Genomic DNA, 17,319 nt, shown 5'->3' on the forward strand with positions numbered 1-17,319 from the left:
GGATCGGCATCGTCCCTGACCGGTTCCGGGTATCCGCTGAACGAGACGACCGGCAGCCTGCATGTGCATTTGAAGGGCGAAGACAAAAGACGAAAACAAACCGTGCCCTGGGGCTGCCGCCTTCCGGACGGGGAGGCCCCGAGGGGCGCTCAGCGGAAGTCTTTAAGGGGACTCCCTTCGTGTCATCAGACCTCATTCACCGTGAACTACGTCCGCAGCGCCCTCACCTACGGCGCGATTTTTTGCCTGATCGGCCTGCTTCTCTTCTTTTTCGGCGGCCTTTTGCTCGGCGGCGAGTCCCGCCTGCCGGCGCCCCGTGGGGGCTGGGCGGGGGGACGAGCCGGCGTGGCCTCCGTCCGGGCCGGCATGCTGTTCGTGGCACTGGGGGCCGGGCTGGGCATGCTGGTGGCCCTGTGGGTGCAGGCGTCCTGGGGCGAGACCACCGCGGTTCTCGTCATCATCGCCGGGGGGATCTGGGCCTTTGGGCCGGCGGGGGTCGACGAGGTCGGGGAGGTGCTGTGGCGGATCGGTCGGGTGTGGACGGCCATTCTGGAGTGGGGCCCCGATCCGGGGTGGGGGCCGTAACACCCAGTCCGGAGGTGTCATTCCTGCCGGTCCCGCATGAAGGCCCTCAGGACCCGGCTCTGCCTCTTGAGGTACGTCGTGTCCGTTTCTTTGATGTTCGACATCGCCTCATCGGGCACTTCGTAGAGCACCTGACGGCCGCGTCGCAGTGCCCACGCGGCTACGGGATAGCCCTCGCAGGGCGCCCCCCGGCGCGTCGCCCGCGCCACGGCGGCCCGGCGCACGTTCAGGTGGCGGGCAAGCTCCGACTGAATGAGTCGCTGCATGGTTGCTGGAAGACGGTCAGGGAAGGAAAAGAACTGAGCGCAGTGCGGCGGGGCGGGCACGTTTGCCGGGGCCCTGCGTGCCCCGGGCCCTCTCTGATGCCTCGTCCTCGTCGAGACCACGGTCTCAAGAGGATGCGCAAGGAATCTCAGTTCTGAGGCGCCCGGGAGGTTCCCCGCCTGGGGCACAGCTACACGAGGCGACTGTCACCATCCGGGAAAATGGACCCGCCCGCAGTTCGTTTTCGTGCCGCACTGCCCCCTGGGGCCGGCCCAGATTCCGCAGGGGACGGGCGCAGGGGCTGAAAATGCTGAGCTCCCTTCAGCAGGTGCGGAAAGCAGTACAGACTTGTAACAAACCCGCCTCCGCCCCTCCCGGCTGCGTTCACACGCTTGTCAGAGGGGGACGAACCATTCAACCCGGCCCTGCCCCCCTCCTTCCTCAGAAACGTAGGAGGCATGCCCCCGTGAACGAAAAGGAATTTGATCCGGCCGCCCTACCTGCCGCGGCGGCGTAGAGCCACGGGGCCCCGTGGCTTCGTACCGAACTCTCCGTTCCAACCCTGACGCTCCCCCAACCGATGAGAGCCGCCGTCTTCCACGAGCCGGGCGACATCCGCGTCGAGGATGTGCCCGATCCCAGCATCGAAGCGCCCACCGACGCCATCCTGCGCATCACCCGCACGGCGATCTGCGGGTCGGACCTGTGGTTCTACCGGGGGCACCGGGACTACGAGGCCGGCTGGCGCACGGGCCACGAGCCGATGGGGGTGGTTGAGGACGTGGGCAGTGAGGTGCGCTCCCTGGAGCCCGGAGACCGCGTGCTGGCGCCCTTTGCGATCAGCGACGGCACCTGTGAGTTTTGCCGGCAGGGGCTGCACACCTCCTGCGTGCACGGCAACGTCTGGGCCGCAGAACACGACGGCGCCCAGGGGGAGGCCGTCCGTGCGCCGCAGGCCGACGGAACGCTCGTCAAAATCCCCGAACGCGCAGAAGGGGACGCGTCGCTGCTCCGGGCGCTGTTCCCACTGACCGATGTGATGGGCACGGGGCACCACGCGGCCGTGTCGGCGGGCGTGGAGGCCGGCTCGACCTGTGTGGTCGTTGGCGACGGGGCCGTGGGGCTCTGTGCCGTGCTGGCCGCCCAGCGGCTCGGGGCCGAGCGCATCATTGCGATGGGCCACCACGAGGAGCGGCTCGAGAAGGCCCGCGGCTTCGGCGCGACGGACATTGTCTCCAGCCGCGGGGAAGAGGCGGTCGAAGAGGTTCGAGAAATGACGCGTGGCGGCGCACGTCACGTCATGGAGTGTGTCGGCGCCGCCTCGGCGATCGAAACGGCGATCAGCGTGTGCCGGCCGGGAGGGACGATCGGCTACGTCGGGGTTCCGTTCGGGGCCGAGGACGGAGGCCTGGACATGTTTCGGCTCTTTCGGGAGAACATCACGCTGCAGGGCGGCATCGCGCCGGTGCGGGCGTACATCCCCGAGCTGATGGACGACGTCCTTGACGGGACGCTCGACCCGTCGCCCGTCTTCGACAAGACCATCGGCCTGGAAGAGGTGCCCGACGGCTACGCCGCGATGGACGAGCGGGCGTCCATCAAGGTGATGGTGGAGCTGTAGCGGGCCCGGCGCGCCGGTTCCTCTCGGGGAGCAAGGGGTCACACCTCTGCCTGCGTCCTGCCTCCCCCGAAGTCATCAATCACGGCGATGCCCGTGCCGGCGAAGGTGCCCATCTGCCGCAGGCGATCGGCCGCCTCCGGAAGCGAGATCGTCTGCCGGACGAGCTGACGGGGATGGAGGCGGCCCGTCTCGATCATGTTGAAGAGGGCCGGATAGCGGTGGGCCTGCAGGCCGTGTGCGCCGCGCACCTCCAGCTCGTCGGCCACCACGCGGTCGAAGGGAATGGCGGTGCGTGCGTGCTCGTCCACCAGGAGGCCGACCTGGACGTGTCGCCCGTGCGTCCGCAGGTTCGCCACGGAGTTGCGGCACGTGTCCGGGCTGCCCAGGGCGTCGAGGGAGAGGTGGGCGCCGCCCTGGGTGGCCTCGCGGACGGCGGCGGCCACGTCCTCGGTGTCGTCGGCGTTGATCGTGCGGCGGGCCCCCACCTCGTCGGCGAGCGCGAGGGCCGGATCGGCAATGTCCACCGCGACGACCCGGGCGCCGGCGGCCCGGGCAATCATGACGGCCGACAGGCCCACGCCGCCGCACCCGTGGACGGCCACCCACTCGCCGCTGCGCACCGCTCCCTGGTCGACCACGGCCCGGAAGGCGGTGGCGAAGCGGCAGCCGAGGCTCGCCCCGGTGACCGCGTCGATCGACCCCGGAAGGCGGACCAGGTTCTCGTCGGCGTAGTCGATGGCCACAAATTCCGCGAAGGCGCCCGGGCCGGAAAACCCGGGCTGAAACTGGTCCGGGCACACCTGGTGTTGCCCGGCCCGGCATTGCTCGCAGGTGCCACAGCCGCCCACGAACGGCACCGTTACGCGCTCCCCCCCAGACCACTCCTCCACACGGTCCCCGACCGCCGTCACGATTCCCACGACCTCGTGCCCCGGCACGTTCGGCGGGGTGATCATCGGGTCGTGTCCCTTCCAGCCGTGCCAGTCGCTCCGGCACACCCCACACGCAAGCACCTCCAGCACGACGCCCCGCGGCGCAGGGGGGGGCCGTGAAACCGTCCGGAGCGTCAGGGGCGCGTCAAATTCGTCGTAGACGAGGGCCTTCATGGAAACAGGCCTTCATGGAAACAGCGGGACACGGCAAGGGAAGGACGGTCCGCTATACGGGAACGTGGGCGCCGTGATGCAGGCGGGGAACGACCGTTGGGGGAGGGGAGGGACAGCGAACCCCGAGACGCGCCTGGGCCAGTGGGCTGGGACGAGATGGGATACGGCGCCCGGCCGACCGCTTAGGACAACGAAAACAGCTGCAGGGACGAAAGGTACTGGCCGATGTGGTACAGGGAGGGGGTGCTCCGGTCCCGTTCCGCAATCCACTCCCGGGCTTCCGCTGGGGCATCGGTGGGAAGGAAAAGCGGAGCGGCCTCGGCCTGCCGAAACCGCTCGTTGAGGGCCTCCATCTCGGTTCGGGCAATCAGATCATCCTCGTGGACGACCGCGACGTACTCAACGCCGGCCGCCGCTACCTTTGGCATCCACTCCCGGACCAGCCACTCTATGCTAGAGCGTTGATGGGCCGTCACATTCCGTGCATCGACGATTAGTCCAGCCGCCGCGCGCGACCGCACAAACTCGAGAAGCTGGTTGGCGCCGTACCGAAACTCTTCTCCTGTGGGCTGTCCCTTCCAGCGAAACCGGACCGCGTTGATGTCAGCATCAACCTCCATTGAGTACAACCGGGATGTGCCGTGGGGGGAAGGCATGGCCGATCGGGGTCAACCTGTTCAGATGCCAGTGTGGACGGCCTCTTCCGTTGGAGCAACGGGGCAAGGGACGACAAAATGGGCCCCTCGCGGTGCCGACACGAAGGGAGCAGGCACAACGAAAATAAATTTGATGTACTTCAACACTGGAGTTATCGGGCACAACGCGGGGGTTTTAAACTCGGCGTTCCGGGCATCGGGTGGAGAATGGAGGACAGCCCCGGCCCCGGCGGGGGACGTGAAAAACTCCGAAACAGACACATGACGTGGAGACCCTACCCCGCTGGGTCCCGTTACTGGACAGCGTTTGGCCTGCGGGGCCGATCCGACCCCTGGCATCAGGGGGCGGAGGCACCGGTGGTGTGCGCGTAGGGTCCTGCCTCACAGATTGATTGTTTGTATGACCGACTCGCCTGTGTACTCCGCTCAAGACGCTCCCAACTCCGCCGAGGCGGAGGGGGCGACGTACCTCAAAACGTGCAGCCGGTGTGGGCAGCTGGTGCGGATGGCCCGGTCCGAGGATGGGACCTGGCGCTCTCTGGAGCCGGCGGCAGAGGGGGCCTCGTCCCAGCACCCCCACGAATGCGGGTCCGTCCCCAGGATCAGTCAGGACTGGAGCCTTCAGGACCTGACTCACCCACTCACCTGCCGGCTCGACTGCTGGTGGTGCGGGGAGGAGGTGTACCTACACACCGACGGCAGCGGCCCCTTCACGCTCTTCGACAACCTGAGCTGGCCGTGGCCGACCCACGACTGCTGGCATCAGCAGCGTGACGAGCGAGACCGGGCCCTCCTGAAGCTCGAAAGCGATCTTCGGGCCGGTGGGTACCAGGGGCAGGGCCGCCTGGTCAACCTCGCGCCCTCCTCCATTCCGGACGCAATTCCCCCGAAGGGCCGCAAGAACCCGCCGGTGCTTCAGATTCGCCTCTCGAGCACGGATCACCAGATGGTGGACCGGGCCGTCCGGCAGATCACCCAGTTCGTATCCGACCGCCAGCCCCGGGCGCCGGTCGCGGTGCCCCTTCCGGTCGGCAAGAAAGCCGCCGCGGACGAGCGCCAGGGCAGGACAAACGGACCGCCGAGCCGTGACGAGTCCTTCAGCCAGCACATCCACCACCGCGCGATTGAGATGTGGACGGCAGGGCCCAAGCTGGTCGCCCAGCTCGGCCAGGTGCAGCTGCCGGAGGCCGTAGACGTCACCGTCCGGCAGGCCAAAAGTTGATCTGCGGGAAACGATCCCACCTCGCCTCAACACGCCCGGTCCGCAAAAAGTTACCGTGTGTGGGCCGGGACGGCCGACGCGGAAGAGGCATCCGGTACATCTCCCGCTGCGCAGAGGAGGATGGACGCGCCTTGTGCCCAGTTCCCCGGTCAAGACCAAAAACAAGACCCAAAAAGAGGCCGGCCACAGGAAGAGGGAGGCACGCGCGCCCCAGAAGCCGCCTCGATCGAAAGCCCCCGATCAACCACCCCTGCTCGGCAATGAACGTTTTTCTCGATACAGAGACCACCGGCTCGGGGCCCCAGGATGCCGTGATCGAGCTTGGCGTCGTCGCGGCCCAGGGAGAGGTGCTCATTCACACCCTCGTGGCGCCCCTGGCGCCGGTGACCCGTGGGGCCCGGCGGGTGCACGGCATCACGGATGAGGAGCTGGCGGAGGCGCCCCCGTTCTCGACGGTTGCCGACCGGCTGGACACGGTCCTAGCCGACGCCGGGTGCGTATGGACCTTCGGGCCCACCTACGACCGGCGGATGCTGCTTCAGACCGCTGCCCTGGCCGAGTGCCCCGAAACCCACCGCCGGATTCAGGACAGCACGTGGCAGGATCTGCAGCCCGACGCCACCCGCGTCCTCGGAGACGCGGAACGGGTCGCGCTCACCGACGCGGCGACGCGCCTGGACGTATCAATTCCGACGGAGGGGCATCACCACCGCGCCCTCTACGACGCCAAACTTGCACGCCGGGTGTGGACGAGCGTCCGCCGCCCCGCCTCTGGTTGAGGGCGGCCTGCGGCCCCTGTCGGCGCGGTTTGAGGCGTGCAACCAGAGCGGCCCCAATCGCTTGAACAACTGCACGACGCGGAGGCCTCTTCGCGCTCCGGCAGCGGTTCGGCACCGACGCCCCTACGACCTCGACACTGTCCTTCACAACCCCACTGAACGCCATGGCTCGAAGCGTAAACAAAGTTGTCCTGATCGGCAACCTCGGGGACGATCCGGAGCTCCGATATACCGGCAGCGGGACGGCCGTCTGCAACATGAGTCTCGCCACCAACGAGTCCTACACCAACAGCGACGGGGAGGAGGTCCAGCAGACCGAATGGCACGACGTGGTGGCCTGGGGCCGCCTCGGAGAAGTGTGCAACGAGTACCTCGAAAGGGGCTCGCAGGTGTACTTCGAAGGAAAGATCGAGACCAACCAGTGGGAGGACCAGGACGGCAACACCCGCTACTCGACGGAAGTAAAAGCCCTGGAGGCGACATTTCTCGGGGAGGGGCCGGGCGGGGCCGTTCCCGGAGGCGGACAGCCGGCGCAAGGCCAGAGTCCGGCCCCCAGCCAGCGACGCGCCGGCGGCCAGGGGGGCGGCGCCTCGGGGGGAGGGCCGCCGAGCCAGTCTGGCGGAGATGGACAGCCCGGTGGCGACGAGACCTTTGAGCCCGACGATGACCTCCCGTTCTAGGCGGTGCGAACCGGTCTGGGGACGCGTCGGCGCCACGAGAGGCTGGCCTCTCAGGTCCCCGGTTGGCGCATCGATCTGCTTCGCGGGAGGCGCCCGTCTCTGCCCCGACCGCGTGCACTCGTCCAGCTGTGCTGTCCGGTGTTTCGTCTGTCAGAATCCCCTCAGTTGACGCCCGCCCATGCCCACCCCTTCTGCACCGGACACGCCCGCATTGCGGATCGGCCCGGATGTCGCACTTGCCTGTGAGGACATCGAAGCGGCGGCCCAGAACGAGCACACGCGCCTCCGAACGACCGATGCGGCCACAGAAGCCCTCGCGTCCTCGCGTGCCGCCTTGGAGCGTGCCCGGGACGCCGGACGTCCCGTCTACGGCGTGACGACCGGCCTCGGGCCGCTCGTGGACGAGGCCGTGGAGGCCGACGAAGAACCGGCGTCGGCCCACGAGCCGTCCCCCGAAGGCGACCGTGGACGAAAATTGATTGCTCACCTCGGTGCGGGGGCCGGGTCGTTTGCGCCCCCGCCGCTCGTCCGCGCCACGATGATTGCGCGACTGCAGACGCTGGCCCAGGGCCACTCGGCCGTTCGGCCCGCCCTCGTGGACGAAGTGATCGAGGTGTTCGAGTCCGGCCTGATCCCGGCGGTCCCGGAAATCGGGTCCCTGGGGGCGAGTGGCGACCTCACACCGCTCGCCCACATTGCTCGAGCCTGCACCGGGGAGGGGGCGGTGGTGGCGAGCGACGGCGAGCTCGTGGACGCGGCCGAGGCGCTCGACGAGGCCGGGCTCGATCCGCTGCGGCCGGGGCGCCGCGACGCCCTCGGACTGGTCAACGGGACGGCCTTCATGACGGCCTACGCGGCGCATGCCGTGGCCCGCGGGCGGCGTCTGCTGGAGCGGGCCGAGGCCCTCACAGGCCTGATCTACCGGCTTCTGGGGTGCTCGCGGGAGGCGCTGGATGCGGACCTGCATCAGGCCCGCGGCCACTCCGGGCAAGTCCAAAGTGCCGCCGCAATTCGGGACGTGGCGACGCGGGAGGGGGCGCGTCCCTCGGAAGAACGCCCGCTTCAGGAGGTGTACTCGCTCCGCTGTGCCCCCCAAATCCTGGGGGCGGTCCGTGAGCAGCTCCGGCACGTCCGTGACCTCGTCGAGACGGAGCTGAACGGGGCCACGGACAATCCAGTGTTCGACACGGACGGGGCGGACGTCCTTCACGGGGGCAATTTTCAGGGCCAACAGGTGGCGTTCGCCGCCGACGCCCTGAACGAGGCCCTCACCCAGGCGGGTGTGCTGGCCGAGCGGCAGCTGGACGTGCTCCTGTCCCCGGACCAGAACGGCGGGGCCCCGCCGCTGCTTGCCTGGGAGCCGGGCCCCAACAGCGGGTTCGGCGGCACGCAGCTGACCGCGACGGCCCTGGTGGCCGAGATGCGCAACGACGCGCAGATGGCGGCCACCTCCTCGATCCCAACGAACGGGGACAACCAGGACGTCGTCTCCATGGGCGCCCTTGCGGCCCGACGGGCGTACGGCCAGACCCGCCCCCTCGCGACGATCCTGTCGATCCTGGGGCTGGCCCTGACCCAGCTGACCCACCTCCGTGCGGAGGGCCGGGCCGAGGGGGCCGCGCCCGACCTGCCCGGGTGGATGCCGGCGGTCGACCCCGTCCGTGAAGACCGGGCCCTCCGGGCCGAGATTGCCGACTGGACCGACCGCTGGCTGGCCCCGTCCGCGTCGTAGGGCCCCGTCCCCGTCGCGGAGAGCACTCGAAGGCGGCCCGGAGCACGCATCCCGGGCCGTCCTGCCCCACCGGCCACGTTTTGAACCCACCCCCCACCGCATGATTGCCCGCGAGCACCTAACCGACGAGCAGACCCGAATCGTCCAGCACGACGAGGGGCCCGCGCTGGTGTTTGCCGTGGCGGGGGCGGGAAAGACGACGTCGCTGGTTCACCGCATCGCGCGCCTCGTGGAGGACGGCGGCGTGGCCCCGACCGACATTCTGGCCAGCTCCTTCAGCCGGGCCACGGCGCAGGACCTGGAGGACGGGCTGACCGCGCTCGGGCTGCCGGACGTAAATTGCCGCACGCTGCACGCGCTGGGCCGGCAGTTTCTGAAGTGGGCCGAGGCGGAGCACCACTGGTCGCGCCGGCTCGGGGACGAGGACCTCAACCCGTCCCGCCTGGGGCCGGTCCTGGCCGGCCGCGCCCTCACGCGCCTCGCCCGCGAGCGGGACCTCGACGACCACGAGCTGGACATCGATCGGGGCGAGCTGGAGGACCAGGTCAGCGCGTGGAAGGCGCAGCTCTGCTACCCCGACCTGGACGAGGCGGCCCTCCCGCCGGCGGCGCGCGAGCAGGCCCGCCAGGCGGAGCACGACAATGAGGACTTCGTCACCCTGTACCAGTACTACGAAGAAGAGCGGCGGCGGGAGGGGTGGGTCACGTTCGACGACATGCTGCTGGAAGGGTGGGAGGCGCTCCTCCGGTTCGACGACCTGCGGGCCCGGGCGCAGCAGGCGTACGAGCACGTTCTGATCGACGAGTTTCAGGACATCAGCCGCGTCCAGTACGAGATGCTCGACGTCCTCACCGAGCCGGACCGCAACTATATGGCCGTGGGCGACGACGACCAGTGCATCTACGAGTGGCGCGGGGCAGATCCGTCGTTCATCCTGGACTTTCGGGAGGCCTACGACGCCGACGAGTACCTCATCCGGGACACGTTTCGGTCGCAGGCCCCGCACACGGTTCTCGCCAACGCGGTCATCGCCCACAACGACCACCGGCGCGAGAAGCACCTCAACCTCACCCGCGGCTTCGGCGGCAGCACGCAGGTCCACGCCGCCGACGGGGCCGACGCCGAGGCGACCCACGTGGCCGGCGCCGTCGAGTCTCAGCTCGACACGGGCCGCACCCTGCCCGAGATGGTGGTGCTCGTCCGCCAGTACGCCCAGACCCCCTCCCTGGAGCAGGTCTTCATCGACCGCGACCTGCCCTACCGGATCGTGGGCAACGTGCCGTTCTACCGGCGGCGCCCGGTGCAGGTGCTGCTCCGGCACCTGTTCTGGGGCACCCTCGAGGCGACGGCCCGCGACGACTGGTTCGACCACCGGCGCAACGCGCAGCGCTACGTCGACCGGTTTCAGAAGCTCATGCGGGAGCCGAACCGGTACGTCCGTACGGACCTGATCACGCGCCTCTGCCGCGAAGCGGTGGGCCAGGAGACGGCGATTACGGACCTTCTGGCCGCCTCGACGGGGCAGATGCACGACCGGACCGCCGAGCGGGTGGAGCGCTTCCTGGACACGGCCGACCAGCTCGTGGACCGCCTCGACGAGCCCGCCCACCGGACCGTCGACTGGCTCCTCAAGGCCCTCGACTACGAAGACTACCTCCGGCGCTACAGCGCCTTCGAAGAGCTGGCCGACCGGCGCATCCGGACGGCCCGATCGCTCATCGACTTCGCGCGGGGGCACGCCGACGTCGCGTCGGTCCTGCGCCGGATCAAGGAGATCTCCGCCGACCGCCCCGACCGCGACTCCTCGGCGAACGTGCTGGAGATTCGGAGCATCCACCGGGCGAAGGGCCGAGAGTGGCCCGTCGTGTTTGTGCCGGGCTGCAACGACGGCACGATCCCGACGTCCCGCGACGACAGCCGAACGGCCCTCCCCGACGCGGGCGGCGCAAACGGCGCCTCCGATGCTTCCAGTTCCGGAGATTCCTCCCCGGACGACGCCCCGCCCGCCCGTCGGGAGGAGGAGCGCCGCCTCTTCTACGTCGCCCTCACGCGGGCGCAGGAGCAGTTGCACCTGTCCTACGACCGCACCGAGCCGCCGTCGCCCTTCCTGGCGGAGGCCGACGCCGAGCACCGCCTTGCCCTGTGCGACCGGGTGCGGCAGGCCACCGAGCGGCCGGCCGACGACTGGACCGCCGCGGACGTGGCCTGGCTCTGCATCGGGGCCGGGGAACTGCGCCTCCGCCGCTACCTGGAGGCGTGGTGGGCCCCCACCGAGGCGCAGCGACAGGCCCTCACCGATCACCTCGGCCGCGCAGCGGCGCTCCGGGAGGCGGCGGAGGCCGAAAGTGCGGCGTATGCCCGCCCCCCCGGTGCCGAAGAGAAGGGAGCGCCCGACGCCTCCAGCCCGACGGGGGAGGGAGGCGATGCCCCCGAGACGAACGGGGCCACCGGCCGGGCGGCAGACAAAGACATGGACGAGGCGACGGCCCGGCAGCTGCGGGCGGCATTCGAGGAGGGCCGGGCCGTCGTCGAGGACGCCCTCGGGCTGGCCCCCGACGAGGGCGATGGCGCCCCCGCCCCCGATCACGCCTCGCCCGATGACAAGCCTCCGGGCGTCCCGGAGGACGACGCCGTGGGCGGCACCGTCGCGGAATGAAGGGGGCCGGGGCTGTTTCGACGCGGCCGATCCTTGCCCCCGTCGAGGGCGGCGCGCCGGTCAGGGCGCTACAGGCCGACGAGCAGTCCGGTCAGAATGATTGTCACCATGAGGAGAACCCCCGCCACATAGGTCCAGACGGGGGCCTGCACGAGCCCCCACTGCCAAACGTCAGGGGGGCACTTTGCTTCTGCGGGGCGGGTTCGGGGGGCGTCGCCGCGCTGACTTGATCCGCGCGTCTCAAACTTTCCCTGGATCAGCTACAAATGCTGTGGGTCTAGAGTCGATGTGGCCGGTTCAATATCCACGTCTACATTTTCTTTTGAACACTCGTATCCCTCCGTTTTGATGAGAGGTCCCTTGTCGTTCCTCGCTTCCCGACGAGGCATAGACCTTCATCCTTGGCCCCGATAGACGCTCTGCAGATTTCTCAGGTTGGGCAGCTGTAGTTATTCAGTCCGGGCCGATGGGGAGACTCTTTTCGAATCTGTGCGCCGGGCGCTCTCTTGCTCAACGTTCGCTTAGTCTGTGACCGGCGCTAACTCAAGCATCCATGCGAAAAAGCCGGACCGCCTCCCTTGGGGCGCCGCCCGTGTCTTTCCATTTCATCTTCATGGGCCGGAGGGGCCAAGCTCCTTGAAAAAGCCGAACCCGCCTGCTAGAGTATAGGTGCTCATTGTTTAGAACCAGTCTAAATAAAGTAGACGGCCTGATCAGAGGCTCAACGACCGAACGGTTTTGCTTTTCCCACGGATTCTCTTCTTTTCCGATGTCTCTTTTTTCGTCTATCTGGTATCGTGTTCAACTCATTAGTACTGTTCTAATTGCTGCTGGGCTGGCCGGTGGCTTCCCAACACAGGCCCACGCCCAACAACAATCGACGGGAGCCGTCGAAGGCCTCGTACAGACGGCCGACGGCACGCCTGCTCGCGGTGTGAACGTGTCACTTCAGGGAACGTCTCTCGGCACCACAACGACCGAGGACGGAGGCTATGTCATTAAAAATGTGCCGGCGGATTCTTACACGCTCGTCGTGTCCTACGTGGGACTCGAAACGAAACGGCGTGACATCACGGTGGAGGGGAATGCGCGGACGACGGTACCCACAATCACGCTGGAGGAATCAACGAAGACGTTGGCGGAGGTCGTGGTGGAGGGGGGCGAGCGTACCTCGTACACCCCGTCCTCAAGCCCGTACGTGGCCAAGATGCCACTGGAAGACCTCGACAACCCGCAGGTATACAACGCCATTCCGTCGACCCTCCTCGACGATCAAGTGGCGACGAGCTTCGAGGACGTGATGACGAACGCCCCCGGTATTTTCAAGCTCTGGGAGGCCACCGGACGCGGGAGCGACGGTGCGGGGAGTTATTCGATTCGCGGGTTTTCCGTTCAGCCGACGATGAAAAATGGGCTTCCTGCTCTCACGAATGGGTCTCCGGACCCCTCCAACATTGAACGGGTCGAGATTATCAAGGGCCCATCCAGTACGCTGTACGGCAGTAGCCTCATTTCCTACGGAGGACTTATCAACGTAGCGACCAAGAAGCCTCAGCACTCCTCCCTGAATGGGGAGGTCTCGTACAAAACGAAAAGCTTTGGTCTCAACTCGATGAACATGAATCGAGTGACGGCGGATGTCAATGCGCCGGTCAGTGACGATCTCGCCCTTCGGATCAACGGGAGCTTTCACGATGAGGACAGCTTCCAGGATGCCGGTTTTCGGCGGTCCTTTTTCCTAGCGCCCTCGCTGTCGTACAAGCCGACCAGGGACCTGTCCGTGCTCGTCAGTAGCGAGCTCTACACCTCGGAGCAGACAAACCCGACCATGCTATTCATGAATCGGGCGGTGCCGCTTGAGGCCACGACGGTCGAGGAGCTCGGGTACGACCCGCAGCACTCCTTCACCGACGACGACGTCACGATACGCACCCCGACGTTTGGGGTTCAGGCCCAGATGCAATACCAACTTAGCGAGCAGTGGGAGACCCAGACGGCGGCTTCGTTCAGCTCGGCCTCCTCGGAGGGCTATTATTCATACCTATGGGATGGCCGACGCTCCGAAGATACGTTTACTCGGTTCGTCAACGATCAGGATCAAACCACGACCGGAATTGACGTTCAGCAGAACCTGCTCGGGGACTTTTCCCTGTTCGGTGCTGAAAACAAGATGGTTGCGGGGCTCGAATATTTCCGAGATCGAGTGTCCAACGAAAACAGCGAATTTAAACCCGTTGGGCAGGTAGCAGTCCCCACGTCCAGCCCGGCGGGCTTCTCAAAGTCAGACGTTGACGCCGCGCTCGAGGATGCTAGTCGGAACGACAAGACGACCAAGCAGGCCCGGTACAGTGCCTACGCGTCGGACGTCGTCAATCTCATCCCCGAGTTGTCCGTGATGGCAAGCCTCCGGCTCGATCACTTCGACCAAGAGGGTGACACGTCCACGGAAGAAGACGACTACACCCAGACCACCTTGTCGCCCAAGTTCGGCGTCGTCGTGCAGCCGCTTCCCAACCGGCTCTCGGTCTTCGGGAATTACATGAATGGCTTTCAGAACGTCGAGCCCCAAACGCAGAACGGACAGACGCAGACCTTTGAACCGGAGCGGGCGAACCAATGGGAGACGGGCGTGAAAGCGAATCTCTTTGAGGGCCGGCTCGAAACGACAGCCAGTTACTACGACATCACCGTGTCGAACAAGGTGCGACCGGATCCGGACAACCCCGACGCGAGCATCCAGGACGGCAGGGTGCGCAGTCGCGGCGTGGAGCTCAGTGCGACGGCCGCTCCCGTCGAGGGCCTGCAGCTGATTGCGGGATACAGCTACAATCACAGCGAGAACGAGCAGACCGAGCAGAACGTGGAGGGGCGTCGGCCGGAAGAGGCTGGTCCCGAGCATCTCGTGAACGGCTGGGCACACTACCGCTTGTCTAACGGGCCACTTGACGGGCTCGGACTCGGGATTGGGGGCAACTACGCCAGTGAAAATGTCGTCCTGAATAAGGAGAGTACGGGTCAGTTTACCCTGTCGTCCTACGTTGTGCTTGATGCATCGATCTCGTACGAGACCAATCGGTACCGGGTGGATCTGAAGCTCGATAACCTGACCGACAAGACCTACTATAGGGGCTGGACGACAATCAACCCACAGGCGCCGCGCAGCGTGACGGCGAACGTAACCTACAAGTTTTAGGACGGATGCGACGTAGTAGCCCCCGAGGGTAGGAACCCCGAACGACTTTGTACCTGGCGTGCCCCGTTTCCGAGCCATCATCGACGATGGCTTGGGGCACGATGGCAGGGCGTCGTCTCGTATGGACGTTCACTCGTGGCGGCGTATTTTGCTGTCGATGCTCGTTGGTCTTTGAAGCAGTTGCCCCGCTTTATGCTCGTTGCGACACTCGGACTGACGTACCTGGGCGTATTGCTCTTTTACGCCGCCTCCCCGACCACCGGTGCCGCCCCCATTCTGGAGAGCACGAGGTGGAGCCGTTTCGGGGGGCTGCTCGTTCTGGGGGGAGGGCTCGGGTGCTCCACAGGAATTACGTCCGTAGAAACGGGCATTCTCATTTGGCTGTCAACGGGGATGGCGGCCGGGTCCCTACTTGCGATTGCCGGGCCGCTCGTGGATCGCGTTGTCCCGACCACCGGTCTTTTGGCATTCGGGAGCGCCCTCCTTGGGTTCTTCCTGTGATGCGATCGTCGTTTCGAACCCAGAACACCTCATCCATGAAATACGATTGGTCGACCGGCGAGGCGTGGGGAAAAGCAGGAGCGGGGCTTCTGCTTGGGACTGCGCTGTACCTGGCCTTCTGTTCGTTTTGTGCTACCGGCCTCCCCGTTGTGCAGGACGTGGCCCTCGCCCTCGGGGTGCTGGGGGGCTTTCCGGTGTGGGTGGGGGGCATCTACTACGCTGTGCTTTCAAAAACGGTCGTGCGGGCCTGGCTCGTGCTGGGGACCATGACGGGTCTTCTGGCCGGTGCCGTCCTCTATGTTCGGTTCATTGCATAATTGTCGTCTGGCTGTGTCGAAGCTTCCCGCTCGTGCCTACAAGCTCTCCTGGGATGCCCACTCCGTAACGGGCATCGTCATCGGACTGGCCCTCTTCGTAATTTTTGCGACCGGGGCGCTTGTTCTCTTTCGCGGCGAGATCCGGAAGTGGGAAGAACCGAAGCTGCGGGCACAGCCGGGAGAACGCATCTCGCTCGACGCTATGATCCAACCCGTTGTCGATTCCCTGAGCGAGGACGGGGCGTCCCCGGCGCGTCTGCGGATGAGTCTGCCGGAAGGAAGGGACGACAACCTGTTTGTGCAGGCCACCGGGGAGGGCATGAAGGCGACGCCGAACGTATGGGTCAATTCGACGACGGGAGAATGGGTGCGCACGCCCGAAGAGGGGGCCGTCACGCAGACGTTGTACTACCTCCACTTTTTCTACCAGCTCGGCCGGTGGGGGCTTCATCTGGCGGGCCTCCTCGGGGTGTTTGGGCTACTGGCCGTGGTTACGGGGACGGCGATGCACCTCGACCGTATCGTCAAGGATTTCTTTCAATTTCGGCCCGGCAAGTCCCTGCGGGTGGCGTGGGCCGATGCGCACAAGGTCCTGGGCACCATCGGCCTCCCTTTCCAGACCATGTACGTATTTACGGGCGCCTACCTCGGGCTGTTGGGAATTGTGGCCCTGCCGTACGTCCTGTTGCTGTTCGACGGCAACTCGACGGACTATCTGCGCGAGGCCGGATACTATGCGCCTGCGGTACAGGTGGATTCCGTGGCGTCCGCCTCGGCGGAGCGGCCTCGACTCGAGCGGCTTGCCGCCCGGGCCGAGCGCGCATGGCCCGACTTCGACCCGAAGAAGATGATCGTCCACCACATGGGGCAGCCCAACAGCCGCGTTGAGGTCGTTGGGTACCAGCACGGGGCCGTCTTCGGGGGGACCGGCTCCGTCGTCTTTCACGGGGCCACCGGTGAAGAGTTGTTACGGACGCCGCCGAACGAGGCCAACCTATTTAACGAAGCCGTGCAGAGCATAGAGACGTTGCACTTCGCGCGATTCGGAGGCATGGCACTCAAGATGCTTTTCTTTCTGCTGGCGATTGCCTCCTGTGCCGTCATCCTTACGGGCAATCTCACGTGGCTGGAGGTACGGGACACAGAAAATCGAATCGTGAACCGGATGCTGGCTCGTCTCACAGCGGGCACGGCTACGGGCTTTTTCCCCGCCGTCGCCGTGCTGTTTCTTGCGGATCGGGGGATGCCCGAGGGCGTCCCTAATCCCAACTGGTGGAGCGCCCTGTTCTTCTTCGGGGGGTGGGCTGTGGCGGTCGTCTACGCCCTCTGTCGTCGCAATGTGGCCCGCACCCACCGGTCGCTGCTCACGATCGGAGGGGGAATGGCCATGCTTGTTCCCATTGCCAATGGCTTGACGACGGGGGCCTGGCCATGGGCGGCCTGGACGGCTAGGCAGTGGGCCGTGCTGGGGGTCGACCTCGGGGCCGTCGGCTGTGGCCTCGGGGCCCTCGGCACGGCCGTCCTCTTGAACGTGGAGGCCTCCTCGGATAAAGACAGCGCTTCGCCGCCGTCGTCCGCCTCCAATTCGGCGTCAGATTTCGCGCCAGAGCCCACCCCCGTCTCGGTGGCACCGGACTAACTGCAAACAAGCCCGGAGGCACGGAATCGAGGAGCGACGGGAGAGACGTATTTCCTATTTGCGCCACGTCGACCGACGATCGGGTTCGACGAAGGACGCTCGGGCGTCGCCTGTCCGTAAGCATCTGATCTACGGACCTTGGGGCTTATGGCCTCTCCGCCGTTGCCCCGTTTCGGGCAGGGACACGCGCCGCGAGGGGGCGAAGTACAGTTGGAATTGACGAGACCACGCTCGTTAGGCGACACTCTTGATGCTAACGTGTAAGCAAAGCCAGTCTCCTGGAGGGGGGCGCCTGGCCGACTGTGTGTTCTGTGGGCTTGAGTGAGGTCGGTGTGGGCCTGTCATGGCGTCGAGGGCCACTTTACGGA

The 17,319-nt window shown here is 66.5% G+C and carries 14 protein-coding genes; 11 read left to right on the plus strand and 3 right to left on the minus strand.

Annotated elements, in window-relative coordinates:
* Positions 1-201 precede the first annotated feature (201 nt).
* Positions 202-585 carry a hypothetical protein gene (locus OJA40_RS11745; RefSeq protein WP_263790450.1) on the plus strand — a complete coding sequence of 128 codons (384 nt, stop codon included), beginning with the start codon at positions 202-204 and terminating at the stop codon, positions 583-585.
* Between the two features lie 17 nt (positions 586-602).
* Here the strand turns inward: OJA40_RS11745 and OJA40_RS11750 are convergent, their stop codons facing one another.
* Positions 603-851, minus strand: a complete 249-nt coding sequence (locus OJA40_RS11750) for a hypothetical protein (protein WP_263790448.1) — start codon at positions 849-851, stop codon at positions 603-605.
* 578 nt (positions 852-1,429) lie between these two features.
* Here OJA40_RS11750 and OJA40_RS11755 point away from each other — a divergent pair.
* Positions 1,430-2,470, plus strand: coding sequence for a zinc-dependent alcohol dehydrogenase family protein (locus tag OJA40_RS11755; RefSeq protein ID WP_263810759.1), 1,041 nt, complete (start codon positions 1,430-1,432; stop codon positions 2,468-2,470).
* A 38-nt stretch (positions 2,471-2,508) separates the two neighbouring features.
* Here the strand turns inward: OJA40_RS11755 and OJA40_RS11760 are convergent, their stop codons facing one another.
* Together OJA40_RS11760 and OJA40_RS11765 are read right to left on the minus strand one after the other, a co-directional pair.
* Positions 2,509-3,576: a zinc-dependent alcohol dehydrogenase family protein gene (locus OJA40_RS11760; protein ID WP_263810761.1), complete on the minus strand. Its 1,068-nt coding sequence runs from the start codon at positions 3,574-3,576 to the stop codon at positions 2,509-2,511.
* 182 nt (positions 3,577-3,758) lie between these two features.
* Positions 3,759-4,196 (minus strand): hypothetical protein, encoded by a 438-nt coding sequence (locus OJA40_RS11765; protein ID WP_263810762.1) that lies wholly within the window; start codon positions 4,194-4,196, stop codon positions 3,759-3,761.
* A 436-nt stretch (positions 4,197-4,632) separates the two neighbouring features.
* Here OJA40_RS11765 and OJA40_RS11770 point away from each other — a divergent pair, with 436 nt between their 5' ends.
* The 9 genes from OJA40_RS11770 (at position 4,633) to OJA40_RS11810 (ending at position 16,951) form a co-directional block, all read left to right on the plus strand.
* Complete coding sequence (locus OJA40_RS11770) at positions 4,633-5,454, plus strand: uS10/mL48 family ribosomal protein (protein WP_263790439.1); 822 nt, start codon at positions 4,633-4,635, stop codon at positions 5,452-5,454.
* Between the two features lie 260 nt (positions 5,455-5,714).
* Positions 5,715-6,233, plus strand: coding sequence for a 3'-5' exonuclease (locus tag OJA40_RS11775; RefSeq protein ID WP_263810763.1), 519 nt, complete (start codon positions 5,715-5,717; stop codon positions 6,231-6,233).
* 164 nt (positions 6,234-6,397) lie between these two features.
* Positions 6,398-6,913, plus strand: coding sequence for a single-stranded DNA-binding protein (locus tag OJA40_RS11780; RefSeq protein ID WP_263810764.1), 516 nt, complete (start codon positions 6,398-6,400; stop codon positions 6,911-6,913).
* Positions 6,914-7,091: 178 nt separating this feature from the next.
* The gene (locus OJA40_RS11785) at positions 7,092-8,645 is read left to right on the plus strand and encodes an HAL/PAL/TAL family ammonia-lyase (protein ID WP_263810765.1); all 1,554 of its coding nucleotides are present in this window, start codon (positions 7,092-7,094) and stop codon (positions 8,643-8,645) included.
* A 100-nt stretch (positions 8,646-8,745) separates the two neighbouring features.
* Entirely contained in the window at positions 8,746-11,301 is a 2,556-nt protein-coding gene (locus OJA40_RS11790) for an ATP-dependent helicase (RefSeq protein ID WP_263810766.1), read from the plus strand.
* Between the two features lie 769 nt (positions 11,302-12,070).
* Positions 12,071-14,494, plus strand: a complete 2,424-nt coding sequence (locus OJA40_RS11795) for a TonB-dependent siderophore receptor (RefSeq protein WP_263810767.1) — start codon at positions 12,071-12,073, stop codon at positions 14,492-14,494.
* A 192-nt stretch (positions 14,495-14,686) separates the two neighbouring features.
* Positions 14,687-14,995, plus strand: a complete 309-nt coding sequence (locus tag OJA40_RS11800; RefSeq protein ID WP_208426045.1) for a hypothetical protein — start codon at positions 14,687-14,689, stop codon at positions 14,993-14,995.
* Between the two features lie 35 nt (positions 14,996-15,030).
* Complete coding sequence (locus OJA40_RS11805) at positions 15,031-15,312, plus strand: hypothetical protein (protein ID WP_208426044.1); 282 nt, start codon at positions 15,031-15,033, stop codon at positions 15,310-15,312.
* Positions 15,313-15,325: 13 nt separating this feature from the next.
* Complete coding sequence (locus tag OJA40_RS11810; protein WP_208426043.1) at positions 15,326-16,951, plus strand: PepSY-associated TM helix domain-containing protein; 1,626 nt, start codon at positions 15,326-15,328, stop codon at positions 16,949-16,951.
* Positions 16,952-17,319 lie beyond the last annotated feature (368 nt).

The organism is Salinibacter pepae (genome assembly GCF_947077775.1).
GTDB classification, from domain to species: domain Bacteria; phylum Bacteroidota; class Rhodothermia; order Rhodothermales; family Salinibacteraceae; genus Salinibacter; species Salinibacter pepae.

Excerpts from the sequence above, each read along its gene's own strand:
- OJA40_RS11750 (WP_263790448.1), bottom strand. The coding sequence starts at position 851 with ATGCAGCGACTCATTCAGTCGGAGCTTGCCCGCCACCTGAACGTGCGC.
- OJA40_RS11755 (WP_263810759.1), top strand. The coding sequence starts at position 1,430 with ATGAGAGCCGCCGTCTTCCACGAGCCGGGCGACATCCGCGTCGAGGAT.
- OJA40_RS11760 (WP_263810761.1), bottom strand. The coding sequence starts at position 3,576 with ATGAAGGCCCTCGTCTACGACGAATTTGACGCGCCCCTGACGCTCCGG.
- OJA40_RS11765 (WP_263810762.1), bottom strand. The coding sequence starts at position 4,196 with ATGGAGGTTGATGCTGACATCAACGCGGTCCGGTTTCGCTGGAAGGGA.
- OJA40_RS11770 (WP_263790439.1), top strand. The coding sequence starts at position 4,633 with ATGACCGACTCGCCTGTGTACTCCGCTCAAGACGCTCCCAACTCCGCC.
- OJA40_RS11775 (WP_263810763.1), top strand. The coding sequence starts at position 5,715 with ATGAACGTTTTTCTCGATACAGAGACCACCGGCTCGGGGCCCCAGGAT.
- OJA40_RS11780 (WP_263810764.1), top strand. The coding sequence starts at position 6,398 with ATGGCTCGAAGCGTAAACAAAGTTGTCCTGATCGGCAACCTCGGGGAC.
- OJA40_RS11785 (WP_263810765.1), top strand. The coding sequence starts at position 7,092 with ATGCCCACCCCTTCTGCACCGGACACGCCCGCATTGCGGATCGGCCCG.
- OJA40_RS11790 (WP_263810766.1), top strand. The coding sequence starts at position 8,746 with ATGATTGCCCGCGAGCACCTAACCGACGAGCAGACCCGAATCGTCCAG.
- OJA40_RS11795 (WP_263810767.1), top strand. The coding sequence starts at position 12,071 with ATGTCTCTTTTTTCGTCTATCTGGTATCGTGTTCAACTCATTAGTACT.
- OJA40_RS11800 (WP_208426045.1), top strand. The coding sequence starts at position 14,687 with ATGCTCGTTGCGACACTCGGACTGACGTACCTGGGCGTATTGCTCTTT.
- OJA40_RS11805 (WP_208426044.1), top strand. The coding sequence starts at position 15,031 with ATGAAATACGATTGGTCGACCGGCGAGGCGTGGGGAAAAGCAGGAGCG.